The sequence below is a fragment of the Sporosarcina sp. ACRSL genome, from assembly GCF_022346605.1.
GTDB lineage: Bacteria > Bacillota > Bacilli > Bacillales_A > Planococcaceae > Sporosarcina.
The window spans coordinates 47661-73779 of sequence record NZ_JAKRNT010000014.1; the positions used below are offsets into that span (position 1 = coordinate 47661).

Consider the following 26119-nt stretch of genomic DNA (forward strand, 5'->3'; position numbering starts at 1 on the left):
GGCTGCCCATATTAGGCAGCCCTTTGAAATTTTATAAAGCTTTATCGTCGACTGAATTCAACCATGCTTCAATTGTACCGACGACTGATTCAACGCATCCGTCTTCGAATGGGGAAATCAAATTAGCCTCTTTCACCAACTCTGTAAACGGCTTTGACCCGCCAAGCTTACATAGATGTAAATAATCTTTCCATGCAGCCTCCCGATCTTCGAACGAACGCTTCCAAAATTGGAATGCGCAAATTTGTGCCAACGTATAATCGATATAGTAGAAAGGAACTTCGTAAATATGTGACTGGCGTTGCCAAATGGAGCCCGCTTCCAAATAAGGATTTCCATCGTAATCACGCATTGGCAAATATGTCTTTTCGATTCGTTTCCATTCCGCCTTGCGCTCGGCAGGCGTCATTTCCGGATTTTCGTAAACGACATGCTGGAATTCATCTACCGCCACGCCGTACGGTAAGAATAACAAGCCGCTGCTCAAATGGGCGAACTTGTATTTCTCCGTATCCTCCTTGAAGAACAGCTCCATCCATGGCCAAGTGAAAAACTCCATACTCATAGAATGGATCTCTGCACCTTCATGAGTCGGCCATACGTATTCAGGAATACCGATATTCCGGCTCGAGTACACTTGGAAGGCATGTCCCGCTTCGTGTGTCAGTACATCGATATCACCTGAAGTCCCGTTAAAGTTCGAGAAGATGAAAGGCGAATCATAATCATCAATGAATGTACAGTAGCCTCCTGTCTCTTTTCCTTTCTTCGCTTCAAGATCAAGAAGATGCTTGTCAGTCATATACTTGAAAAACTCATTCGTTTCCGGAGAAAGTTCAGCATACATCTTTTTACCGTTTTCAATAATCCACTCAGGCGTTCCTTTCGGCGTGGCATTGCCGCTGAGGAAGTTGAGGGATTGGTCATAAAACTTTAGCTTATCGACACCGATCCGTTCAGCTTGTCGCTCATACAATTTTGAAGCAAGCGGTACAATATAGTCACGTACTTGATCACGGAAGTTTTTCACCATATCTGCATCGTAGCCAATACGGTTCATCCGAGCATAGCCAAGCTCCACGAAGTTTTTGAACCCTAATTTTGTTGCGATTTCATGTCTTACTTTAACGAGGTCATCATAGATACGGTCAAATGTATCTCCGTTTTCGGCATAAAAGGTATAGGCTGCTTCCATTGCAGACTTCCTGACGCCTCTGTCAGTTGACTCCGCATACGGTCCGAGCTGTGGGAGTGTTAACGTCTTCCCGTCAAATTCAATTTGAGCGGATGCAACAAGTTTGGCATATTCGGAAGTGAGCTTGTTTTCCTGTTGGAGGAGCGGAAGAACTTCCGGTGAAAAGGATTTGATCGCGTTGTCGGCTAAAGCGAACAGCTGGGTACCCCATTTCTCTTCCAATTCTTTTCGATAAGGTGTTACGACTAACTCTTTGTAGAACGCAGTACTCAGTTCTTGGAATTCCGGTCCAATCTCATCGAAATATTCCCGTTCTTTTTGATAAAATTCATCATTGGTATCGATGGATGAACGGATATACATTATGTTCGATTGAGTGGAATAATTTCTTCCAATTGCATTTAGCTTTTCAATAATACTGTTCTGTTCTTCAAAGGAGTTTGCAGAACGGAATTGTTCCAGCAGACCGTAAAATTCTTTTTTAATGAGGTCCATATCAGGTCTTTTGTACTGATACTCTTCAAAAGTAAACATTGTCATTCCCCCGTGATCTATTAGTGTGAATACAATTCACTATCTTCATTGTTAACTAACCATTGGGAAAATGCAAAAGAAAGTTCGTGTGTTGAACTGATTTTTTGACGTGTAGGAATACGTGACCATTCTATGTTGTTTGCTGTAAGATGGGAAGGACAAACTATATGTGAGGATGAGACGATTGGAAATTATTGAATATAGCATGATTGAACTTATTGATCCGACGGGTATTTTGACAGGGATTCGCTACGAATTTCGCATATACGTAAAATTCGATGAGGAAGATGAGCTTTATAATGAAAAGGGAACCGGCATACGGGTGATTTATGCCGTCGATGAGGGAGAGGGGAAATTGGCATCGTATCATCTTTTTGATCGTGCTACTGAGCAAGTTCTCGATTTCGATCTTGAGGATAATGAAATTGCCCAACTCGCCGCTTTTTGTGAGGAACATTTGGAGGAAGAGTGATGATTGTTGACAGAAAAAATCGTTGAAACGGATTCCGTCCGTTTCAACGATTTTCATTTTAAAAAGTAAAGCGGTTGACTTCTTTCTGGAGGTTTTCAGCAAGCCCTGCAAGTGTTTGCGAGCTAGTGGAAATCTCTTCGTTCACTGCTAGCTGCTCTTCGGTAGCTGCACTCGTTTCTTGTGCTGTGAATGCTGTCGATTCCGCAAGCTTTTTCACTTCTTTCGAAGAGTTGGCGATCGTATCGGTCATGGAGCGGATTTTCTTAATCGCTTCCGTGACAATTGATACGTTGTCATTTACTGCATTGACGGACTGTTCGATTTCAATGAATGTATTGAGTGAATCTTCAGTAGCTGATAAACCGTCCTTAACGCTTTTACTACCTGTATTGATTGCATCGACTGCTTTTTTGGTGGCAGATTGAATGGCATGGATCATAACACCGATTTCAGCAGCTGATGATTTGGACTGCTCGGCGAGATTGCGTACTTCCTCTGCAACGACCGCAAAGCCTTTTCCGTGCTCCCCGGCACGTGCCGCTTCAATCGCTGCGTTTAATGCTAGTAAATTCGTCTGTTCAGAAATAGCAGTGATCAAAGAAGTGACTTGCTCAATCTCTGCGGACTGCTTCGCCATCGATTGGATAATGGCGGCGGCTTCCTGAATGATTGCATCGGTGTTAGACATTTGACCTGACAGACTTTCAATTGTCGAAGAGCCAGCTTCTACATGTCCAATCACTGTTTTCATCGCATCTAGCATTGTTGAATTGCTGTCTGCGATCTGGTTTACATCTTCCGTCAATTGAGATACGGAATTGACTGTTTCGCTCACGAGATCCGATTGGTTTTCGCTATCCCGCATATTTTTTTCCGATGCGGAAGCGACCATTTCGGAAGAGGCAAGACTTTCCTCGGAACTGGCTGATAATTGCTCAGCCTGCGCTGCCAGCTGATGTGACGAAAAGCGAATTTGTTCCATCAGGTTTTTTAAGTCATCCGTCATTCGATTGAATGCGTTGGCCATCAAACCTATTTCATCTTTGTTCCTTATGTTGACGTGTTCTACAGACAAATCTCCGGTAGCAATCCGTTCAATTGCAGCTGTCATCTTTTTCACCGGATTTCCGATGCCGCGGCTGATCATAAAACCTACGACCAATGAAATGAAGACGGCTAGGGCAATGAAAATAAGTGTAAGCAGATGGATGAAGTTTGTCATTTGCGACAACTCATCCCGTGACTTTTGCATTTCCAATTGTTGCCTTTCTTTCAATTCAGTCGCTTTCTCCATAATCTGCAAGTTGACGTTATTCGCTTCCCTTAAGAGGTTACGGTTTTGCGTTTCGTTCGCCCTCATCAAACTATAGCTGATTTCATCCACCATTTCGCTGAATTGCATATGTAAATGTTTAATTTCCTCGACAATCACAGTGTCATTCGTATAACTAAAAGCTTCACCCATCTCGTTGATCAATTCGGTAGCATTGGCTGTCGATTCATCACGTTGGCTGACAAATTCCGATGTTTTAAATAAAACATAACTACTGATGGCAATATACCTTTCTTTTTGTGCACTGATCAATTCGTCTGATAAATTGATCTTATAAGCTCGGTCATCGATCAATAGTGCAAACTCATCATTCATCTTCTTCGTAGCGAAGAAAGATGCACCCCCCATAATGAGCATAATGGCAAGAATAATGGAAAATCCCGCCCAAATCTTCTTGGATACTGATAAATTCATGAAATAAGTCCCCCTAAATTATATCTATCTATGCAGTACATACATACTATTATACTTATTCAAGAAAATAATACTATATAAATATTTACAAAAATTTAGCGATTACGAGAAATTAAATTGTTACTATAATGTGTCAGTTTATTACGAAAACCAATCGGATGAAGACTAATTATGTGTTTTTTATTGATAAATAGTAGATAATATGTAGAGTAGAGATGTAGAGAAATCTGATGAGACAGATTTCTTATGTATTCGCCCAAATTTAAAGACAAATGGAGTGTTTATAGATGAGCAATGAGATTGTCGATATTACTATCATTGGCGGGGGACCAACAGGATTATTTGCTTCGTTTTATGCGGGCATGCGTGAAATGTCGGTAAAAATCATCGACAGCTTACCACAACTGGGAGGACAGTTAATCGAGCTATATCCGGATAAATACATTTACGACGTAGGTGGTTTTCCAAAAATCCTCGCGAAGGATCTCGTCGCGAACCTTGTCACTCAAGCGCATTATGCGAAGCCTGAAATTCTCCTTGGCGAAACCGCACTTTCTGCGACACGCGAAGGCGACCATTTTGTCCTTAAAACGGATAAAGGCGTCCATTTGACACGTACGATTTTGTTGACTGCCGGAATCGGGGCATTCCAGCCACGTAAAATCGGATTGGCTGAAGAGGTTGAATTTGAAGGCAAAACATTGCATTACGGAATTAAAGATCTTTCTTTATTCAAAGGAAAAGATGTTCTCGTATGCGGTGGGGGAGATTCGGCGGTAGATTGGGCATTGATGCTTGAAGATATCGCATCAAACGTTTCTCTCGTCCATAGACGCGAACGCTTTACGGCACATGAAACGAGTGTAAACCAATTGATGTCATCGAAAGTGAATGTGCTTACTTCCCGTTCTGTCAAATCGATTGTCGGTGAAGACGGAAATGTCAATGAAGTTGTTATCGCTCAAAAGGACGGGTCCGAAGAAACATTGCATGTCGATCATGTCATCGTCAATTACGGTAACATCTCATCTCTTGGAGCAATTAAAGAGTGGGGACTTGAAATGGACCGCAACTCAATTATCGTCAATTCCCGTATGGAAACGAATATAGAAGGGATCTACGCAGCGGGGGACGTCACATCCTATGACGGGAAAGTGAAACTCATTGCTGTTGGTTTAGGGGAAGCTCCAACTGCAGTGAACCACGCTAAAGCGTTTATCGATCCAAAAGCGAGACTGCAACCATTGCACAGTACAAGTGTATTTAATTAAAAAAACCGGCTAAATGCCGGTTTTTTTCTTTATAGAAAAAATGTAATTGCCAATATGAGGAGCAAAGGAACGAAAACAATTAAATAACCGATCGGATTTCCGAAGTTTATCGTCCAACCGACCCCGAATCTCTTTTCAACAAAGATGGATGGGTCGTTTTTATTCACATAAAAGACGCCAGCTTTCCAATAGGCATCTTCATCGTGGTCCGTGATACCAGGGGCAGGTTCCTCGTCAATATCCAGTTGAATACGAGATCCCCCTTGACCAACTTTGAAAGCGTAAAACGCGGTCGCTACCAATATGATGAAAAGGAATCCTAAAGGCATCGCCATCATGAGAATGGGTCCGCCCAAGTTTCCGTGGATCGTTGTCAATTGAAGGAATCCAATTAGGACTGTTGATAACACTGATGTTAAAAACAGAAACCAACTAGTGTATTTCCTGAACGATAATTGTTGAATGCGTGATGTGCTCCTTTTTGAAGCATTCAGTTTGACACCCGACTTCTTTGTAAATGCATTGATGGAGAGCGTCATTCCTTGCATAATAAGCAGAATGAGCAGAGATGCAATGACGGAAAACGGATTTTTCTCAGTGAGGGCATCAGGCTGTCCGTTCGGTCCCCAGTGAGTTGGAATCATGTCAGGCATTACGGCGTATTGGGTCGCAGTGTAGATCATTAATCCGACCGTTATTGTCATTGGTAATGCGAACATGAACGATGGCAGCATTTCGTCATTGGAACGGCTCGTCAAGTCTACAACTCTTACTTTTTTAAGATCATCTCCCCACTTATGTTCACGTTTCCTTTTCATTGTTTTAATATGAAAATACAAGTATAGCAACATGCTGATGAAAAGGATTCCGAACTGAAGGAGTAGAGCAGTGAAAACAATTTGCTCTTCTTGAAATTCATTTCCTACACTAAAAAACAAGAAGACGAGAAGAGCAATCAAACCGATTAAGAAAACTGTTGCCGAATAGGTTTTCTTAAAGCGAGTGAGAATCTCATCCTCCGTATACCCTTCGGGGATCGTCACTCCAAAAACGATTGTTTTCTTTAAGAGAAACGGGATCGCAGCCTGCATAACGGTTAGAAATATAATGATCACCAAAAATAAAGAAAATGCCATAGTTCATCCCTCCGTAATTTCCGCAATGATAGATGAGGCAAATGATAATATCTGTTCCTCGTCCATTCCATACACGATTGACTCTGCAATGAGCGGTTTCATATACAATTTTATCCGTTCCATTTGTACCTCGCTCGGACCGTTAGTCGCTATCGAATTTATAACAGCGCCTGACTTCGGAATAATTTCAATTATGTTTTTCCTCTCCAGCTCATGGTACGCTTTGTTCACCGTATGCATATTGACGCCGAGGTCGGCTGCTAAAGACCGGACGGAAGGCAATACTTCTGCTGCTTGCAACTTTCCAGTCGCGATTAATTCAATTAATTGATTCGCCAATTGGGTATATATCGGTATTTCTGAAGTTGGTTCAATTTGAATGAACATATGTTGCCCCTCCATTCTGTTCTAATATCATTATAACAGAAATCAGGTTATAAATATACCTTTCCAATTAAAAACCCGTTGAACTATTTTCAACGGGCCACTTCCAATTCTCTAACCGTGACAAAATCATAGCCTTCATTTTTCAAATACGTAAGAACGTCATCAAGTCCATCAGCGGTTGACTGGTGGATGTCATGCATTAAAATAATACTTCCATCCTTCACTTTCTCTTTCACTACTCGAAGAATTCGTGCAGGATCGCGATATTTCCAATCAAGCGTATCGACATCCCATAAGACGAAAGGCAAGCCAATTGTAGACTCGACCTTGTCATTGACAGCTCCGTAAGGCGGTCTGAATGCCTCCACCTTTTGTCCGGTAACTTCTTCAATAATTGCGGAAGTTTTATTGATTTCTTTGGTGATACGGTCAGGACCTAATTTTGTCAAGTCTGCATGTGTCCACGTATGGTTGCCTAGTTCATGGCCGGCCTCCTTTAATTCATTAACGATGTCAGGATAATATTCGACACGGCTGCCGAGCATGAAAAAGGTTGCTTTGGCTTCATGCTTTTGAAGTGTCTTCAAAATCTGTCTCGTCACTTTTGGATCAGGGCCATCATCAAACGTCAAGGCGACTTTTTTTCGTGTAGTTTCAGAAGTTGGTAATTCGGATTTTTTGCCTAAAGATGTATCTAAACTTCCTTCAGTTTCATTATTTTGCTCATCATGATTTACTTCGTTTATGATACCATCGGATTGTTGATCGGGGATTGCAATTACATCTTCTGCAGCTTCTGGCTTAAATTCAGCTGCTAACAAATCTTGGATCGTATGAATAGGAACGGAGACGATAGGAGGCCCTACAAATGAGTCTGCTATTGTGTTTTCGTCATAGTAAATAATAATTGCCTCATCTGTAATGGCAAAGTTCCTGTAGTTCATCCAACGGGGTTCGGTAAAACGTTCCACTTCATTATGGGAAAGATGTGCTTGTAACGATTTATCCTGTAGTATTGCACCTCGCACTAACGAAGAGAACGTCTGCAAACGGTTAAGATCACCATCAAGTATATCTCGGATGGAAAAACTTTCGCCGGTCTCCGGGTTCAAGTGGAACGAGCGAATTTCTATTTTACCGATTGCGGCATCGCTGAAACTGCTGCTATTGACCAGGACAAACGAGTAGTTACCTGAAGCATGAGGCATTGTTTCATAGGAGATATTCAATTCGCTTGTAGTTTCTGTTTGTACCCGTTTTTTTTCAAACATCAATTCCATATATCGACTTTGAGCTTCGTCTATATAGTCCTTTACTTCCTTATTGAACTTGTTATGTATGCTTTGCGGGTATTGTATAGCAAAAGGGGCGTTTTGATCATTTGATGTTTTTGTTATGATTTTAATGCCAGGATAGTTGGAATCGATTTGTTCGGTTTCAATCGGGGAAGCGGTTATCATTTCCTTCTCATCAGGCTGCGAAGCGATTGGATCATTTTCCATTTCAAAAATTAAATAAATGGCGGACAGTGTCAAAAGGACAATAGAAATGGAAAACGAAATGTCAATCCAAACTGAACGCGCCTTGTGACGCTCTCTATTCATATAGTGCGGCTCCCTTAAATTATTAAATATTAAAAACCTATCAAACATCTTGTTTGGTCTTCTTGAAAGTTAGACGGAACTACTCTATGAATAGTTTCAAATAAACAAGAAAAATGTCGATTCTTTCATACTAGTAGTATACAACACTTTTGGCTTCCTTTGGGATGGGGAAATAAGGACATAAGGAATATAAGTTGCCTAAAAAAATGGAGAAAAGCTGTTCATTATTGAAAGGTATTGTGGTATACTATCTGATGCCCGGATCTTGCAAATACGGGTGAGCTGTTATGTGTTTACAATCGAATATATTGTTAAACCGATCAAGCTGTTATTTCTACTGCAAAGAAAACAAACAGAAGGTGGTCGAGGAAATGGAAAAAGGAGCATATCGGGTATTGTTGTACTATAAATACGTACACATCGAAGACCCAGAAACATTTGCTGCCGAACATTTGGCTTTATGTAAGGAACTTGGATTGAAAGGCCGTATTCTCATAGGGGAAGAAGGTATTAATGGTACATGTTCAGGTACTGTTGAACAAACTGATGCTTATATGGCGAAGATGCATAGCGATGAACGCTTCAAAGATCTTTGGTTTAAAATTGACGAGGCGGACGGACATGCGTTCAAAAAAATGCACGTACGTCATCGGAAAGAAATCGTAAACTTAAGCCTGGAAGAGGATATCAATCCGTTGGAATTGACTGGTGAATATTTGAAACCAGCAGAATTCTTAGAAGCTATGCAAGACGAAAACACAGTTGTGTTTGACACAAGAAATGATTATGAATATGACCTCGGACATTTCAGAGGAGCGATTCGTCCGGATATTGAAAATTTCCGTGATCTTCCTGAGTGGGTCCGTGAGAATAGAGAACTATTTGAAGGTAAAAAAATTCTTGCATACTGCACTGGCGGTATTAGATGTGAGAAATTTACCGGATGGATGAAACGTGAAGGGTTTGAAGACGTTGCTCATCTAGAAGGTGGAATCGTGACGTACGGTAAAGACCCTGTAGCGAAAGGCCAGCTTTGGGACGGCCAATGCTACGTATTCGACGAAAGGATTGCGGTTCCAATCAATCAAGTTGAACATGTTGTTGTCGGACGCGATCATTTTGACGGAACTCCTTGCGAACGGTACGTGAACTGTGCCAACCCTGAATGCAATAAGAAAATTTTGTGCTCTGAAGAAAATGAGCATTTCTATATGCGTAGCTGTTCGGACGAATGCCGCACACATCCGCGCAACCGTTATTTTGTTGAACAAAATTTAACGGTTGAAGAATTTAATAAACGAATTGAAGCGATTGCAAATAAGCGCAGCGAAGCAACTGCTGCGATGTAATGAAAGCACGCCGGGTAGTTGTAAAACTGCCCGGTCGTGTTTTTTTGTTTTTTATGAATGCTACTGACATATTATGGAGCGGAATTATTGGATAATAAAAAACCATTGGAATGGACTTACTATGGTCTGTATCAATTCGTAGATGGTATACTACTATCAGTGAAAAGATATTGGAGGAACAGTTTTTATGGAGTGGAGAAATATATATCGTGGATTCCTAATTGGGATCACCGACTTGATTCCGGGAGTGAGCGGAGGAACGATTGCGTTCATTCTTGGTATATATGATCGTTTATTATTAGCGCTTAGCGGCTTTTTCAGCCGAGACTGGAAAAAGCATCTCAGCTTTTTGCTGCCACTGGCTCTTGGGATTGGTACAACATTATTGCTTTTCAGCAAGGTCATTGACTTTCTGTTAACAGACTATCCCAAACCGACTGGATTTTTCTTTTTAGGATTGATTATCGGTATTGTACCATTGGTTTCAAGACAGGCAGAAATTCGAAAGAATTTCAAAATTCACCATTTCTTATTATTGATCGTAGTCGGTGTAGCATTGGCTTCGGCTGCTTTCGTTAATCCAGTTGAATCGGGTGTCATTACATCGTTAACGATGCAAAATACGGTAGGATTGTTTTTGGCTGGATGGGCTGGAAGTATGGCCATGCTCTTGCCTGGGGTGAGCGGTTCATTCGTGTTGCTTTTACTCGGTGTTTATGCAACGGCCATCAATGCGCTTTCGACTTTGAATTTCCCAATAATTGTTGTTATTGGAGCGGGCGTCCTCGTAGGATTCTTCGTCAGCAGCCGGGCAATCCATTATCTATTGCATACTTTCAAGCATGCCATGTACGCCATAATTATCGGATTGATCATAGGATCTGTGTTCGTCATTTATCCGGGAATCCCGGAAAGCGGGACGCCATTTGTGATGAGCGTCATCGCACTCATTACAGGATTAATTGTCGCTAATATTTTCAATGCTGCTAGCCCCTCGACTAAATGAAAGTTGAAACAATAATAATCCATGAAATATGGATGAGGATAACTAACGTATAAATGCAAAGTGTGACAGCGAGTAAATTTCTCACCAATTGGGACGGTTTTAGAAAATGCATGACGATGAATAGCAGAATCGGAAGACTTGCCTTCATTAAATAAAACGCAACGACATTAGATTCATAGAGGAAACGCACGAATATATTCGCTTCTTGGATATGACCGTAACGGATGCCGAAATCAGTGAAAATCGCATCGATCATGCATAAGCAAAATAGAAGAAAACATGTATGTAATAATCGGTCTTTGGAAGAGGGAAGTGCTTTGGTCGTTTCCATATCTATCACTCCTGACATAATTGGCATTCATCAGTTAGGATATGGAGAGAATAGATGATTTATTCAAAGAAGCGGCATAAAGATTTTATGGCAATACAAAATATATTGATGGACGGCTAGAAAAACGCCAACGAAAAGGAATCCATTTCGTTGGCGTTTTTTGTATTCTTATTTACTTGTAACTTCTTGTTTCACTAGTACGTCATCCATTGAAATCCCAAGCGCCGCTGCTACTCCTTCGCCATAAGCAGGATCCGCTTGGTAGCAGTGACGGATATGTCGATATTTGATTTCGTTTGGAGCATCTCCAAGATTACGGGCGGTGTTGCCGAACAACAGCTCTTTTTGTTCGTCACTCATTAAATTGAACAATTTGCCCGGTTGTGTGAAATAATCACTGTCATCCTCACGGAAATCCCAGTGCGCTGCATCGTCATAAATTTTAAGTGGCCGCTCTTTAAAGTCAGGCTGTTCCTTCCACTCTCCGAAACTGTTCGGCTCATAGGAAGTCTTGCTTCCATAGTTGCCATCAACCCGCATCGCGCCATCACGGTGGTAGCTGTGGACTGGACATTTTGGAGCGTTGACCGGAATTTGGTGATGATTCACTCCGAGGCGGTAACGCTGTGCATCTCCGTATGAGAACAGTCTTGCTTGCAACATTTTATCAGGTGAGAAGCCGATGCCTGGCACGATTGCAGCAGGTGTGAAAGCAGCTTGCTCAACTTCTGCAAAGTAGTTTTCCGGATTACGATTCAATTCAAACTCGCCAACTTCGATGAGAGGGAAGTCGCCTTTATACCAGACCTTTGTTAAATCAAACGGGTTGTACGGCATATTGAGTGCCTGTTCTTCCGTCATTACTTGGATATACATTTTCCATTTCGGGAAGTTGCCGTTGTCGATGTTATCCAATAGATCACGTTGATGTGTTTCACGGTCAGTACCGATCAATTCGGCAGCTTGTTCGTCTGTTAAATTCTCAATTCCTTGTTGGGAGCGGAAATGGAACTTAACCCAAACACGTTCATTATTCTCGTTGATCATACTATACGTATGGCTTCCGAAGCCATGCATGTGACGATAGGACTTCGGAATTCCACGATCACTCATGACGATTGTAATTTGGTGCAATGCTTCAGGAAGGGAAGTCCAAAAATCCCAGTTGTTTGTCGCACTTCTCATATTCGTACGCGGATCCCTTTTGACAGCGTGGTTCAAGTCAGGAAATTGAAGCGGATCTCTGAAAAAGAAAACAGGTGTGTTATTTCCGACGAGATCCCAGTTACCTTCTTCCGTGTAAAACTTCAGAGCGAAACCACGGATATCTCGTTCCGCATCAGCAGCTCCACGCTCGCCGGCAACCGTTGAAAAGCGAGCAAACATTTCCGTCTTTTTCCCGACTTCGGAGAAAATTTTCGCTCTTGTATATTGAGTAATATCATTCGTTACTGTAAAAGTCCCATAAGCTCCAGACCCTTTTGCATGCATACGGCGTTCAGGAATGACTTCGCGGTCGAAATGTGCAAGTTTTTCAATTAACCATACATCTTGTAAAAGGACCGGCCCTCTAGGACCTGCAGTCATTGAGTTCTGGTTGTCCACAACAGGAGCGCCTGCAGCTGTCGTTAACTTACTTTGAGAATGATTATCATTGTTTGTCATTGATAATGCCCCCTAAATTTAATAGTCTTCTTACTCTCCCATTCAATATAACATAGGTGTTTTATGAAATCTACAGTTAATTATAATCATTATTGAAAAGTAATTGGTATCGCATTATTTCTATTATATTTAACTAATTATATAGAATGGTCGTAAAACTCAGGTAAATACTATAAACTATTATTATGAGGCAAAACCCATTCTCCTACAGATTGACCCATTTTTACTTCCTCATTCGATTGAACCGTTGGTCGGAAGGAACCGTTATTTTCCAAAAATAAAATGACAGTCGATCCAAATGAGAAATGGCCAAACTTCTCGCCTTTTGTACATATGTTGGAGGAATCCAAAATATGAATACTATTCACATTCAAAGCTCCAACTTTAATTATCGCCATCCTTCCATGGACGGTTGAAATTTCGGATATGAGTCGGTAATTTGTCGCAAAAGGCTCGTTGCCTAGGCGCATTCCTAGATCATTGACAGGATAAGACATTGTGCCAAGAGCATATCTGGACAATAGCTCACCGTCATATGGATAGTGAAAATGATGATAATGGCTAGGGGAGAGGTAAAAAATATAAAAAAATCCCCCTTTATATGGAATTGTCCTCTTTTCATCTCCCAATATTTTCTTTATACTATATAGATGGTTCTTAATCATGAATGATTGGTTCGTATCGATGGTTCCAAACTCCTTAACGATACCGTCTACCGGGGAAATAAGTGTTTCGTCGCGCATATCGATCGGACGGGAACCCTTTTTCAAATTACGCGTAAAATAAGCTTGAAGGCTACTATAATGATCAATCGGGAATTCTGCTTCCGACTCGTTTATATGATAGGTCTGTGCAAAAGGTTTGATCAGTTTCTTGCTTACACGAGATTTTGCAATTGTTTTTAAAAGAGCGGATGATACGGGATGGCCGCTCAGTTCGACAAATCGGTTGAATAGTATTTTTTTCATTTCATCAGTCTCCAATACTTTTATAGTAGGTAACAACAAGTCAGAAAGATTATTATACTGGAGGGATTTCCATGTTTTTATCCAGATACTTAGATTATACGAAAATAAAGGGCCAATTGGCGAATGCAATCACGATTACGAATTTAAGTTTTGGAATCATTGCAATTATTCTTATTGCTAAGGGTTTAGGTCATATGAGTCTCGTTTTCATTTTCCTAGCAGCTCTTTTCGATCGATTTGATGGTTTAGTCGCCCGCCACTTTCACGCTGAATCTCTCTTCGGAAAAGAATTGGATTCGTTAAGTGACATCGTCTCATTCGGGGTCGCACCCGCACTTCTAATTTATATGACCGATTTATCCGAGATGCTATGGGTAGGGATTGCTGCGACTGTCTTTTACATTGCAACAGGGGCTATTCGACTAGCGCGTTACAACGTCAAAGAGTTTGATGGGTCATTTTATGGCTTGCCGATTACTGCGGCAGGCGTACTGTTGACACTATGCTATTTCCTAAGCCCTTATGTCGGACCTCCATTTTTTGTCATTGTCATGGTCGTTCTCGGCGTGGCTATGATCAGCAATATCCGTATTGCGAAGGTATAACCAACCGTTTTTTCTCAATGATGAACTTTACATCTCCAATTTGCAGGAGTATAATTTAATATGTCCCAAATTGGAGACGTACCCAAGAGGCTGAAGGGGGCTGACTCGAAATCAGCTAGGGCGTTCACGCGCCGCGGGGGTTCAAATCCTCTCGTCTCCGTAATCAGAAACCGAAGGATTTCAAACAGTGTCAAAACCCTTGTGTTTACAAGGGTTTTTCTTTTTGTCTATGTCATCAGATTGTATCTAATTAAAACAAACCGATGTTAAATCCGATGTTAACATCGGGTAGAAAGCTTAATTAGATGCCCATGAAGCTATTGAATTTATTGATGGCTTCTTCTTTTGCTTTTTCCGAAACATGGGCGTAAATATTCATGGTTGTTTTGATATCGCTATGTCCTAAACGATCCTGGACTTCCTTTAAACTGGCTCCTGCTTCAAAGAGCAATGAGCAGTGCGTATGACGTAGCCCGTGTGTCGTAATCTTTTCTAATTGGTATTTCTTCTGCACATGCAAGATCCACTTTCGAGTTTTTGTAGGCTTAACGAATTCATTGCGTTCGTTGCTGAATACGAGTTGCTTGGGTTGCAACGTATTAAAGCCCAGTACCAAATAATCTTTCTTCTGTTTCTTCTTCCATTCTTTTAAGATTGCCATTGTTGTGTCGTCCATTTTGATAGTGCGAGCAATTCCGGTTTTTGTGGACTTTACATATAACTGATTATCTTTACCGTGCGCAATAGCCTTGTTGATACGGATTTCATTTGCCGAAAAGTTGAGGTCGTTCCAAGTAAGTGCTAACGCTTCTCCTTTTCTCATACCGCTAAAGGCGAGTAGACGGAATAAAACATAGGCTTTGTAGTTGCTACCTTGTTCCAAGCATGAAAGGAACTCAATCAGCTGTTCACGATTATAAAAGTTCTCCATTTCATTGTCGTTCTCTACAATAACCTTCTTGGAAGCATTGGTAGGCATGTCTACATATGCAAATGGATTAGTTTGAAGATAGCCACGCTTAATGGCGAAGTCTAACACTTTCGCGGCATATGCTTTGACCATGCGGAAATTTTTCAACTTTGATGACCACTCATCTACATGCTTCTGGCATACATCCACATTAATCATTTCAATCTTATAAGCGCCCATGGCAGGAAGGATGTGATTTCTAAAAAGACCCGTTGTCTTGACGAATGTACTTTCTTCCACCGTCTTTTCGTACTGGATGTTCCATAAAACGTAAATCTCCTGGAATGTCTCTGCACGTTGCTTATGAAACGTACCTTTCTCAATCTCTACTTTTATTCTAGCGAGTGCTATTTCTGCTTCTTTTTTAGTTCTGAAGCTGCTTCGTGTGGTGCGCTTTTCATTCCCTGTCAATGGGTCAATGCCAATGTATACTTTGAAACGGTAGCGCTTCTGACCATTTTTCAATGTGTAGCTTTCAATAGATGTTGTTTTTTTCTTTGCCACAGTTAATCCCCCATTCCTTATTCGGAGGCAAGGTCGGGGTGCCGAGAGCAATGACTCGGCAATCAACATATATCATGACCGGCTACTAATTGCAATTTCCCTTACCTGCCCCCTTAATTCTGATTAATGACTGTTTTTTTCCAAAAAGTCATCAATTTCTTTTTTTGATACACGCTTCACACCGTCGATTTCACAGACCCTCAAGCCCAATTCTCTGAACTTTATGAACGTGTTGTAGGAGACCCCTGCATAAGCAGATCCTTCTTTTAAACTCATCCATTCTTTGCTTAATTGCTGCTCATTGTATTGATTCATTGCTTCTCTCACAGTATTTAGCACTACATTCCGTAGCTGCTCCTCAAGTCCTTGAGGCATGTCTAATTCGATACGCATTTCCTCATACTCCTATGTTTTCTCTCTGGATATTTTTGTCGGAAAGTGAATTATGAAAACAAAAAAGCAACCAATAGATATCTCATAAAAACACAAAAGAAGGCGCAAGGATACAATTCCCTGTGTCTACTTTTATGCTATTATGCGCTATCTTTGGTTGCGCGGTTATCTTTTGTGTGATTGAAGAGCGTGTGAATGTCAAGGGCCCTTCGATAATTCTAGCCTAATACATAATTAAGTAAACTGTCAAATGAAAAAAGTGTTGCAAATTAAAAGGTGATATTGTATCTTGAAGTTACACATAGGCAACATTGACTGTTGCAACGGATAAAAATCTTTATAAAGACACTCACAGATAAGCGCGTTGCTAGCGAAATAAAATTGAATGCGGATGAACCCTTATGCCAACTGTAAGGGGTTCGCTTTCAATTTTGGCTAGCAGTGGGCTTTTTTTGTTCGAAATCAGATTGGAGGGGAATATTGATGGAAGTAAACGAGAGAGAAACTGAATGGAGAATAAAAGGATCTTACTTAAAAAAACTCCGAGCAGATCATGAGATGAGCAGAGCAGAACTTGCGCGTCAAATGAATGTAAGCGAAGCAAGACTAGCAAGATTAGAAAATGGAAATGGTGTCAAAGATGCGAAACTGCTGTCCAATTACTATGAACTGATCTTTAAACATCACGACTTAGAGAATGAGCTAGAGGCGTTATACATCCTTCACGGTAGGATGATGAAGAAGTATGTGTATACAACAAACAGCGTACGCGAAGAAAGCTTGATAAACAATCTTGAGCAGATTAGAAGTATGGAAAGTAAAGCAAATGAGAGATTGATAAAAGGATCCAATCAGTTAATGTCTGAAAAAACTAGGTTCAACCCACGAAATATCATCTGATTTGTAAAAACGACGGAAACACGATGAAATCAAGCTTTTTACAAAGGGGTGAAAACCCATATAAATAGGGGCCTTATGGCTACTAGGCTTGTACCAAGGTAGGAGCTAATTTGTTAAGCGTATGTACAATAACCAAAAATGTATAGGTAATCTAATAGTTTTAACTAGAATTTAGTAGAAATAGCAATAGATTGTCGTGTAAATAGTGCTAGAACATGCGTAATAATTCTTTTGAAGAAATTTTTTGAGGAGAGGGATTATTATGCAGTTCAATCACTATAAACTTAAAGCGGCCCGTTGCTTGAAGGGTTACAGCGTAGAAGAGATGGCTAGACGTACTGGAATAGATACACATGCTTACTGGCGTATGGAAAGTGGTAAAACCCAATTGAAGGTGCAGTACTTTTTAAAGATTGCTACGGTATTGAATCAGCCGCTTACTTACTTTATTGAGGAGAGCGAATTGCTAAGTGATGTTACAGATCGTGTAACAGAGCTTCGAATCTTGTTGGATCGTTTGGACAGTGAAGGAAAAGAGCAATATTTAGCGTTAATAAAAACTTTAGATACTGTTTGTACAACATAATTGTAAAAAGTATAAAAAAACTTTGCAATTGATGTTATATAAACGACTTTTTGGCGGGTAACTTTAAAAGAAGCACGAAATACAACGGGAAAACCAGAGAAGAGGGGAAGCTGTGATTGATACATTTGAGATTTCGTTAGAATCTGCTTATTCAATTGTTGACTTATTGAGCATGGAGCTAGAGAAGGAAATAAAGTTTGTGAGCAGAAACGCTTGTAAGATTTCTAATCCACTTGGTCAACCTGGAGTGAGAGCAATCAATATTACAAGACAGAAGAATAGTAATATGTACAGTATAGCTGTTGAGATTAATCCTACTGAGCTGTTAAAAGAGGCTCCAAGTATTGAGCTGTTTGACTGTAGTCAAGAGAATGTAGAAGCTCTACAACGCACATTAAACGAAGTGCTAGAGTCTATTCATCCTTACTTTTCATTAACAAGGTGGAGATGGCGTCTTACTCGTGTCGATTATGCAAGGCAGTTCTATACACCGGATGTGGAGCTATACACAATACTTGAAAGCAAAGGGCCAGTTCCATATCGCTATAAGGGTCTACAGAAGTCAGGAAGCACCTACAATGAGTGTAAGAGTTCTCGGATCAATGCCTATAATAAAGAGGATCAGCTTTCTAAGACGAATAGCCCAGCTTTCTTAAAAGAGCAGGCAGTTGACTTGTATCGATTCGAGTACCAATGCTTAGATCCAACATACTTACTAAAGAAGTATAACGTTGATCGTAGCGCTTGGTTGGGTTTGTTTAGAGAAGATATTGCAATTGCGGTATTAAAAGCACATCATAAACGTCACATTAAGGTTGGAGACTATTATACTTATGGTGAAGCCGCGAAGCGGATAATGAAGCTGAATGGGAAACAGCAACGGATTAAAGAACAGGCAATTGAAGTCCTGGAATTTATCGGGGATGCGGGTTCAATTCCTAATGCTTTGCAGGCAATTCAAAATGACGCTACCGATGTGCCAGAAAGATTTAAGTCATCGCAAGGTGAACGAAGCTATGAATTACTTAAGGATAGATTTAACGAGTTTATCAGGGAGCATCTGTGCAAGGAAGGAATCAATCCAGTGTTATTACCAAATGATTATGGTATTACAATGTTACCGAATACTTCAACTAGGCTATTCACTATAGCTTAGTTTCATATATAAAGCCCAGGGGTAGTGAAATGACTACCCTGGGGCTCTTATTTCTAACGAAATAATGAAAAATAAGACTAGGTACCCTCCAGCAATTTTTTATATTTTTTCTGTCTTAAGCACTTTTTCAAACTGTGAAAATAAATGACTACATGCTGAATACAGTAAAAACTTTTTAAAGATTAATCAGTTACAAGGTGAAATAGCTATTTATGAAGCGGACAAGAAAGCACAAGCTACAATTGTCTACATTGAGGACACCAACTTCCTTGCTGAATGTTTGAGTAGTTGGATGTCCATATATGACCTTCCGAACATTCCCATTGTAGTTCTGATTTATTATTTACATACTCAGTTGATAAACATTTCCCCTGCTTTTGCTGGGCGATTAACTGTGCATCTTTAATAGTTTTTTTACGATTTCCTTTACATGTGGGGCACCATTTCCCTTTCTGAATATTATTTGGTAAAGCATCCCATTGATGACCGTGCTGACACTCAAATGCTAATCTTGTTTTTTGATTAATGTATGTTGAAGATAAACATTTTCCCCCTCTTTTATTTGCTATTTCTGTAAAGATATTTATTGTTAATCGTTTTTTTTTATTGCACGTTGGACACCATTTTCCCCTTAAGATATTCGAAGGGGTTGCCTTCCATTGATGCTCTTTATTGCATTCCCATAGAAGGTGAGTATTGTTGTTAATATATTCATTTGATAAACACTTTCCACCTTGAGATGCAGCAAATTGCTTCATCTCTTCAACTGTTAGTTTGGCATTGCCTGCACACTGAGGACACCAACTGCCTTGGCTTAGAACTTCAAACGTTGTAGTCCATCGATGTTCCTCACGACATTTGAATTCATAGTAGTGCTTTCTATTACGATAAACAGTGGAAAGACATTGCCCACCCTTACTTTCTGCTATTTCTTTCATAAGACTGATTTTGGAATTAAGATTATGGATAGAGTTCAAGGAAACCTCTTTATTCTGAAAAGGAATACTATTCCTAGTTAACCAACTTTTAATAAAGTGGACTAGGGACTCATCTGACTCTTCCTCAACACTATAAGGGATAATTAATAATTTTATTTCTTTTTGTTCACACTGACTTTCCTTATCACGATTTCGCTTTATAAGTTCATGATATCCCCTGATTGTTCTATGAAAGTAAGGAACGTATTGATAATGTTGAATTCCTCGGAATTCAAAACCAACCTTTAGCTTTTCATTATAACCATCGATTTCTAATCCCCGTTTTAGAACCTTCCTTGTTTTTTTAAACTCAAGTCCTAATAATTGTTCCAAGAGATACCTTGATTTTTGTTCACCATTTGAATCATTACAACTTGGGCACCAGGAACCTTTTGAGATATTGCGGTAATTTGTTTCCCATTGATGTCCATCTTTACACACGAATTGAAGGAGGGTACCACTGTTAATATAATTAATAGAAAGGCATTTCCCACCTCTTTCAGCAGCCAACAGGTCCATATCAGAAATAGTTAATGTACTTTTTTTTGCGCAAACAGGGCACCAGCTTCCGCTTCTAATGGTTGCCGGAGTACTTTCCCACATATGACCTTCTTTACATTTCCACTTTAATTTGACATACTTCCCATTGTAGTTGTTAGATAAAAAATTCCCTCCTCTTGATTGTGCAAGATCTTCCATATCTTCGATGATTACTTTTCTTTTTGCACATCTTGGACACCATTTTCCACTTTTAATATTGGATGCGGATGATTCCCACTCATGATCTTTTTCACAACGCCATCGTAGTTTTTCACGGTTATTGACATACTCCTCGGAAAGGCAGACACCGTTTTTTCGTTCGGCCAACTCCTTCATATCCTCAATTGTCAGCTTTTTAACGCCTTTACATTCTGCACACCAAGTTCCATGTAGATAAATACTTTTAGGTATCGCTTGCCAAATGTGTCCTTTGGCACATTTCCAAGTTAGTTTGCTATGAGCATTTTGATAATGATGAGAAAGGCATTGCCCTCCTCTTTCTAGGGCGACTCTTTTCATATCTTCAATAGTATATGGGACCGTATGATTACAGGTAGGACACCAATGTCCGTTGAAAATAGATGTCGGCTTTGTATACCAACGGTGCTTTTCTTTACATTCAAATTCTATTTTCTCATTTCTTCCGTTATATCCTTTGGAAATAATGCTACCTTCATTTCTATTCACGATTTTTTGAAGAGATTCTAACTCATTCATCTATAGCTACTCCTTTAGCGGATGTTGTGTCACCCGTATCTCTTTAGGGCAATTTATAGACGAAAATTTATTGGAATATACAAACCGATATTGACTTTTACGGATTAATACAAAATCGAAGTGGGTGTGATAGAGGGAAACAATCAGAAATGAAATTTAATGTCCTTGGTACACAATATCGCTTTCTAGACATAAAGTAGCACGCACCTCGCTTATTAACGGGTTCGGTTGCTGTGGAGAAAACAATAAAAAACACAGCATTTGGGGACACAATTCGCATATGAATTGGTGCCCCCAATTTTGTTGCTATGTAACGTTTAGATTATTTATATAGACAAACTGGAACCGCTATAGCAAAGGGATTAACAAGAGCACATAAATTTATGTGCCTTTGCTAATTCACTTGTTAAAATACTTGCTGATTTGATGTTGGAAAGAAAAATTAGAAGGAAGATGAGAAATCTATGTTAAAATATAATGAATATTGTGAAATGATGTTCTTCAACTAACGGGGCAGTTTAGTTTAATAAGCAGGTGTTGGTTTGACATAAAGTCACGATGTTTATAAAAAAATTGCGAAGCTTTATCCCCTTTGGATTCTATATCTAAAGGGGTGTTTCGTTGTAAAAGGACTTACTTTTAAAGTGGCGGAATATTTTAATATAAAATACAATGAATAATTTCCTCGAAACGTAGCAAAACAGTAAATAAGCAAATTATTTTACTTACTTTTAAATTGGACGTATAATTACTTTGAATTAAAGATACTTTAATTCGAGATTTACTTAAACTAATACAGGGAAGGTGTAATAAATGAAAGCATGGCAAGTAATAGGAGCTAAGAAGCCTCTCACATTAAATGAAGTCAATCCACCAACTGCTGGACCTGGTCAGGTCGTTATTAACGTTAAGGCTGCGGGGATTTGCCACACTGATGTCAGCTACCTCGACGGAACTCTAACTCACTATGTTGGGGAACTGCCACGAACTCTCGGACATGAGATTGCGGGAACCATAGATAGTCTGGGCGAAGGAGTTACTGGTTTATCGGTAGGACAGCGGGTAGTAGCTGCGGCGGATGTGGACGGACCCGGTACCAAAATGCATGGCGGCTTTGCTTCACAGGTGCTGGTCCCTGCTGAACTACTTGTACCATTACCTGATGAAGTGTCCTTTGAACAGGGAGCTACTGCCACTGACGCTGGAATGACTTCGATGCACGCATTAAATCTAGGTGAAGTCCGTAAAGGTACTAAGGTCGGAATCATAGGTGCTGGTGGTCTAGGATCTCTCGCAATTCAGTTCGCGCTGGGGATGGGTGCAGAGGTCTACGTGGCCGAAATTAATGAGAATATCCATGACAATATCCGTAAATATGGAAATGTCGAGGTTGCCACATCCATCACTGAATTCGCAGACAAAGACCTCGAGGTCATCGTTGACTATGCAGGATTTGGCACCACGACCGCTGAAGCCATTGAGACTGTTGGTATGGGCGGGACAGTGATACAAGTTGGTCTAGCTCGTGAACAAGCGAACATCTCCGCACAGAGCGTGGTCTTAAAGAAATTGCGCTACCTGGGATCTCTCGGCGGAACTCCAGAAGATGTCGCAAACGTGATTAGCTTGATGGCTGAAGGCAAAGTAAAGTCTGACGTCAATACCCTTTCGTTCGATCAGATTGGAGATACGGTGGAAAAACTGGCTCGGGGAGAGACTACTGGAAGATCTGTCGCACTTATCGATTGATGAGACACACCCAAGACTGAGCTATCTGTTCTAGTTCTATTAAACAACATTTTGGTTAGAACAGTAACCGAATATAAATATTATGAGGAGAGCCTTTTGGTTCTCCTCATTTTTAGTTCTTTTAACAGATAGTCTATCATCTAAAGGACTTTGAAGTTAAAGAGATAGAAATTATTGAGTAATTTCCTTGTTCAACTAACGGGTGCTTTAGTTCAATAAGGACAGTAAAATATTACGCCAATAAAAACGCTCGATTTGAGCGTTTTTATTTGTTTTTATATAGTTATTTCACTGTTGAATCAGGTTAGTTGCACTTTCCGGTTCAACTTCAACAACAAGAAAACGCCTGAAACCCATATACATCAAGGATTTCAGGCGTTTTGTCGCATATCGCATAGTCAGGTTAGTATAATTTTAGATTTATTTTTTGAAAAAACAAACTTTTGAGGTCTGAGAATCGTTTACTATGTAGTGAAAGGAGTTGAAGCTTTGAAAAGTGCTAAACAATTACAAGACTTAATGTTTCAATACACGGAGTTCCTAATACGGCTAGCTTATTATTACGTGAAGGATCTCCAAGCTGCAGAAGATATTGTACAGGAAGTATTCATTAAATTTTATAACAGCCGTTCTGATTACGAAGAACGTGGCGAATTAAAGGCCTATTTAACAAAAATGACTATTAATAAAAGTAAAGACTATTTAAAAAGCTGGACTTATCGAAGTGTCAAATTGCAAAACAAATTGTTCCACTCAGGATCCGTAAAGAGATCAGATGAATTAGTTCGAAAAGATGAAGAAACAATAATAGGAGAAGCTATCCTTCGTTTACCATTAAAACAACGAGAAGCCCTCATATACTTTTATTTTCACAAAATGACAATCATTGCGATAGCAAATTTTTTAGCTATACCAGAAAGTACAGTAAAAACCCGATTACGACGTGGCAGGGAACTTTTGAGAGAGCAGCTGAAAGGAATTGAATGGGAGGTGCTATTGAATGGATAAATTTATTCCTACTGAAGTGAAAGATTTAACTGAAAGTAAGGAACGTGTTATACGAAACGTAGTGAACAAGATTGAAAATCCAAATCCAAAGCCAAAGCGTACATGGCAATATGCGATAATAACCGTTGTTGTAACAATGTGCGTAATGCTCTTTATTTTAAATGAAGTATTAACTAAAATTGAACCGTCTGTAGCCGATCAACCGTCTCCGACGGAGCTGCACATAGATTTATTAAAACCTATATTCTCCGAAGAACAAGGCTTATATTATCTTGATGGTGTAACGTTGGGTGACTCGCAATCAAAAGTAATTGAACGCTTAGGTGAGAACTATACAATCGAACAAGAGGATGAAATTGATGCTGACTTCATCATGGATTATGACGGTATGGCGAGATTCTATTTTAATGAAAATCAATTAGATTCCATTGTATATATGAATGTAGATAAAAATTATTACGACAAACTATTTAATGGCTACGATGGATTTAAATATGTACATTCAAGGTATGTTGATCATGATAATCATTATTTCTACTCTAAGGAGTCTTCCCATGTATTACATGCCTCAAGGGGGGCTACCGACGGAAATCTTAACTTATCCCTATACTATCCCGACTCGAATCTCAAGGGAAATGCAGAGTTTCTATATATGACGGAACAGAATATTAATAATGAACAACAGTATCCAATTGACTTGAATATAGATTTAGCCAAACCGACATTCTCTGAAGAGCAAGGTTATTTTTACTTTCATGGAGTAACGTTAGGTGACTCACCATCAAAAGTAATTGAACGATTAGGTGGAAATTATATAATAGGTCAAGCTGATGGAAGTGACTCTGATTTCCTCCTAAATTATGATGGGCTAGCGAGTTTCCTTTTTTATAATGATAAATTAGACTCGATTGTATTAATGAAAGTAGATAAAGATTACTTTGCTCAGATTTATGAAAACTATGAAGGAATTAAATATAGTTCTGATGGCAATCGATATAGATATATTTTCTCTCAGGAGACTTATCAACTTATTAAAGGAGAAATCATCCCCGACGGTAGCCTTTATGTCTATTTGATGGTTCCTGATGATAATCTGGACTTTTTTGAAAATATGGGATACCAAGAAACAGAACAATCCTCGACGCCAATAGAAGAAAAAAAGCCTGAATTCAAAGAGGTAGAAGGTTTATTTTATCTTCACGGAGTAACTTTAGGGGAACCTCAATCGGATGTAATTGAGCGATTGGGAGAAAATTATGCAATAATGGATGAAGAGGAAATGATGAGTTCGCCGGACTACGTATTTGAAGAAGATGGCAAGGTTCGATTGTATATTAGAAATGATAAGTTGTTTTCGGTGGCAATCGATAATGTAAATCAAGAATATTTCAACCAGTTATTTGAAAGTTATGAAGGGATTAAATTTGGCTCTGGTCAGCATCGATTTATCTACTCTAAAGAAACGGATCACATAATTAAAGCAGAAATCATCCCTGACGGCAGCCTTACATTAAGTCTTTTCTATCCTGGTCCAGATTTCAAAGAAATTAAAGATTCTCTCGACCTGATAAATGAATAAAGGTATATTCGACGAATGAAGTAGAGGTTTATAGGGAAGCCATCCTTACCAGGGGTCGCTTCCCTAATTGTCGATAAAGGGGCTGTTTTGTTAAGTACTTAAAGAATTAAGTGCCTAGTTAGCAACATACTTCTTATACAAGAGGAGAATTGTTATGGGCTCTCTATGAAACAGTTATTAGTTGAGTAAGATTTTCATAGCGTTCCTATTTATAATAGAGAGAAGGAATAACTTTGCGAATAATTAAAAATACACTAATCATTTTACTGACAATAACGGTTTGTGTGTTAATCTACTATAATCTGAATTACCAAAAACAACTAAAAGAAAATGCCCGTATGATCAATAAAACTTTAGAAGAGAATTCTAGCTTAGAGGAACAGCTAAATACAGCTTTTAACGATTTTCAATTGACCGAAGATGCAGCAAATGACTTCCCAATATATTCTTACGATGAATTACTACAAATAAATTACACAGGTACAAAAGAAGATGTAATCAAAGAGCTTATGGAGTATTCACATTTGATCCCTTATGAATCTATAGCGGATGGAATGGAGTTTATACAGGAGGAAGCACAAATACTTTCACATGAATGGGCATTTATGCCGTTTGGTGATGGAGTAACAGGCGGTTATCTCTTATTAAAGTTTAGAGTTGATGGAGATACTGGCCATTATCCAAGTCATATTGAAGTTATTGATTCATACCTGCATGGTGAAGGTTTTAAACAGAATGCTGTGCAGGTGTCAATGCCCCAGAACGAATGA

22 protein-coding genes, 1 tRNA gene and 1 pseudogene are annotated in these 26119 nt (G+C 39.6%); 13 read left to right on the top strand and 11 right to left on the bottom strand.

The annotated features are described in order from the left end of the window. Positions 1-31 precede the first annotated feature (31 nt). Positions 32-1729: a M3 family oligoendopeptidase gene (locus tag MHZ92_RS18420; protein WP_239433180.1), complete on the bottom strand. Its 1698-nt coding sequence runs from the start codon at positions 1727-1729 to the stop codon at positions 32-34. Positions 1730-1904: 175 nt separating this feature from the next. Here MHZ92_RS18420 and MHZ92_RS18425 point away from each other — a divergent pair, with 175 nt between their 5' ends. Beyond that, positions 1905-2201, top strand: a complete 297-nt coding sequence (locus MHZ92_RS18425) for a DUF6509 family protein (RefSeq protein WP_239433181.1) — start codon at positions 1905-1907, stop codon at positions 2199-2201. Positions 2202-2259: 58 nt separating this feature from the next. On the opposite strand, the gene MHZ92_RS18430 is transcribed toward MHZ92_RS18425, so the two are convergent. Continuing rightward, positions 2260-3948, bottom strand: coding sequence for a methyl-accepting chemotaxis protein (locus MHZ92_RS18430; RefSeq protein ID WP_239433182.1), 1689 nt, complete (start codon positions 3946-3948; stop codon positions 2260-2262). 287 nt (positions 3949-4235) lie between these two features. Here MHZ92_RS18430 and MHZ92_RS18435 point away from each other — a divergent pair, with 287 nt between their 5' ends. Then, positions 4236-5219: an NAD(P)/FAD-dependent oxidoreductase gene (locus MHZ92_RS18435; RefSeq protein ID WP_239433183.1), complete on the top strand. Its 984-nt coding sequence runs from the start codon at positions 4236-4238 to the stop codon at positions 5217-5219. Between the two features lie 29 nt (positions 5220-5248). Here MHZ92_RS18435 and MHZ92_RS18440 read toward each other — a convergent pair whose 3' ends face one another. From MHZ92_RS18440 to MHZ92_RS18450, 3 genes are all read right to left on the bottom strand, one after another. After that, positions 5249-6355: a DUF1648 domain-containing protein gene (locus tag MHZ92_RS18440; RefSeq protein ID WP_239433184.1), complete on the bottom strand. Its 1107-nt coding sequence runs from the start codon at positions 6353-6355 to the stop codon at positions 5249-5251. A gap of 3 nt (positions 6356-6358) precedes the next feature. Further along, entirely contained in the window at positions 6359-6742 is a 384-nt protein-coding gene (locus MHZ92_RS18445) for a GntR family transcriptional regulator (protein WP_239433185.1), read from the bottom strand. An 89-nt stretch (positions 6743-6831) separates the two neighbouring features. Next, entirely contained in the window at positions 6832-8346 is a 1515-nt protein-coding gene (locus MHZ92_RS18450; RefSeq protein ID WP_239433186.1) for a polysaccharide deacetylase family protein, read from the bottom strand. 371 nt (positions 8347-8717) lie between these two features. Here MHZ92_RS18450 and trhO point away from each other — a divergent pair, with 371 nt between their 5' ends. Both trhO and MHZ92_RS18460 read left to right on the top strand, forming a co-directional pair. Beyond that, a complete protein-coding gene (gene trhO, locus MHZ92_RS18455) occupies positions 8718-9695 on the top strand; it encodes an oxygen-dependent tRNA uridine(34) hydroxylase TrhO (protein ID WP_239433187.1) in 978 nt (325 codons plus the stop codon). A 187-nt stretch (positions 9696-9882) separates the two neighbouring features. Continuing rightward, positions 9883-10662 (top strand): annotated as a pseudogene (locus MHZ92_RS18460) (DUF368 domain-containing protein); the annotation flags it as partial. Positions 10663-10693: 31 nt separating this feature from the next. Here the strand turns inward: MHZ92_RS18460 and MHZ92_RS18465 are convergent. The 3 genes from MHZ92_RS18465 to asd all read right to left on the bottom strand — a co-directional run bounded on the left by MHZ92_RS18465 (position 10694) and on the right by asd (position 13665). Further along, a complete protein-coding gene (locus tag MHZ92_RS18465; RefSeq protein ID WP_239433188.1) occupies positions 10694-11032 on the bottom strand; it encodes a DUF5658 family protein in 339 nt (112 codons plus the stop codon). A gap of 168 nt (positions 11033-11200) precedes the next feature. Next, positions 11201-12697, bottom strand: coding sequence for a catalase (locus tag MHZ92_RS18470; protein ID WP_239433189.1), 1497 nt, complete (start codon positions 12695-12697; stop codon positions 11201-11203). A gap of 170 nt (positions 12698-12867) precedes the next feature. Further along, positions 12868-13665, bottom strand: a complete 798-nt coding sequence (gene asd, locus MHZ92_RS18475) for an archaetidylserine decarboxylase (RefSeq protein ID WP_239433190.1) — start codon at positions 13663-13665, stop codon at positions 12868-12870. A gap of 71 nt (positions 13666-13736) precedes the next feature. On the opposite strand from asd, the gene pssA reads away from it, so the two are divergent. Beyond that, a complete protein-coding gene (pssA, locus tag MHZ92_RS18480; protein ID WP_239433191.1) occupies positions 13737-14270 on the top strand; it encodes a CDP-diacylglycerol--serine O-phosphatidyltransferase in 534 nt (177 codons plus the stop codon). Between the two features lie 72 nt (positions 14271-14342). After that, positions 14343-14430 (top strand) — tRNA-Ser (locus MHZ92_RS18485). 141 nt (positions 14431-14571) lie between these two features. Here MHZ92_RS18485 and MHZ92_RS18490 read toward each other — a convergent pair. Both MHZ92_RS18490 and MHZ92_RS18495 read right to left on the bottom strand, forming a co-directional pair. Then, positions 14572-15744, bottom strand: a complete 1173-nt coding sequence (locus MHZ92_RS18490) for a tyrosine-type recombinase/integrase (protein WP_239433192.1) — start codon at positions 15742-15744, stop codon at positions 14572-14574. 123 nt (positions 15745-15867) lie between these two features. Further along, positions 15868-16137, bottom strand: a complete 270-nt coding sequence (locus MHZ92_RS18495; protein ID WP_239433193.1) for a helix-turn-helix domain-containing protein — start codon at positions 16135-16137, stop codon at positions 15868-15870. 483 nt (positions 16138-16620) lie between these two features. On the opposite strand from MHZ92_RS18495, the gene MHZ92_RS18500 reads away from it, so the two are divergent. The 3 genes from MHZ92_RS18500 (at position 16621) to MHZ92_RS18510 (ending at position 18779) form a co-directional block, all read left to right on the top strand. Further along, a complete protein-coding gene (locus MHZ92_RS18500; RefSeq protein ID WP_239433194.1) occupies positions 16621-17037 on the top strand; it encodes a helix-turn-helix domain-containing protein in 417 nt (138 codons plus the stop codon). A gap of 262 nt (positions 17038-17299) precedes the next feature. Further along, positions 17300-17623 carry a helix-turn-helix domain-containing protein gene (locus MHZ92_RS18505; RefSeq protein ID WP_239433195.1) on the top strand — a complete coding sequence of 108 codons (324 nt, stop codon included), beginning with the start codon at positions 17300-17302 and terminating at the stop codon, positions 17621-17623. A 112-nt stretch (positions 17624-17735) separates the two neighbouring features. Then, the gene (locus MHZ92_RS18510) at positions 17736-18779 is read left to right on the top strand and encodes a hypothetical protein (RefSeq protein WP_239433196.1); all 1044 of its coding nucleotides are present in this window, start codon (positions 17736-17738) and stop codon (positions 18777-18779) included. A gap of 236 nt (positions 18780-19015) precedes the next feature. Here the strand turns inward: MHZ92_RS18510 and MHZ92_RS18515 are convergent, their stop codons facing one another. Next, positions 19016-21013 (bottom strand): hypothetical protein, encoded by a 1998-nt coding sequence (locus tag MHZ92_RS18515; RefSeq protein WP_239433197.1) that lies wholly within the window; start codon positions 21011-21013, stop codon positions 19016-19018. Between the two features lie 813 nt (positions 21014-21826). Here MHZ92_RS18515 and MHZ92_RS18520 point away from each other — a divergent pair. From MHZ92_RS18520 to MHZ92_RS18535, 4 genes are all read left to right on the top strand, one after another. Then, positions 21827-22762 (top strand): zinc-binding dehydrogenase, encoded by a 936-nt coding sequence (locus MHZ92_RS18520; RefSeq protein ID WP_239433198.1) that lies wholly within the window; start codon positions 21827-21829, stop codon positions 22760-22762. Positions 22763-23251: 489 nt separating this feature from the next. Continuing rightward, on the top strand, positions 23252-23770 hold the full coding sequence (locus MHZ92_RS18525) for a sigma-70 family RNA polymerase sigma factor (protein ID WP_239433199.1): 519 nt from the start codon (positions 23252-23254) through the stop codon (positions 23768-23770). Then, positions 23763-25349 (top strand): hypothetical protein, encoded by a 1587-nt coding sequence (locus tag MHZ92_RS18530; RefSeq protein ID WP_239433200.1) that lies wholly within the window; start codon positions 23763-23765, stop codon positions 25347-25349. The genes MHZ92_RS18525 and MHZ92_RS18530 overlap by 8 nt, the downstream gene beginning before the upstream one ends. Positions 25350-25687: 338 nt before the next feature. Then, a complete protein-coding gene (locus MHZ92_RS18535; RefSeq protein WP_239433201.1) occupies positions 25688-26119 on the top strand; it encodes a hypothetical protein in 432 nt (143 codons plus the stop codon).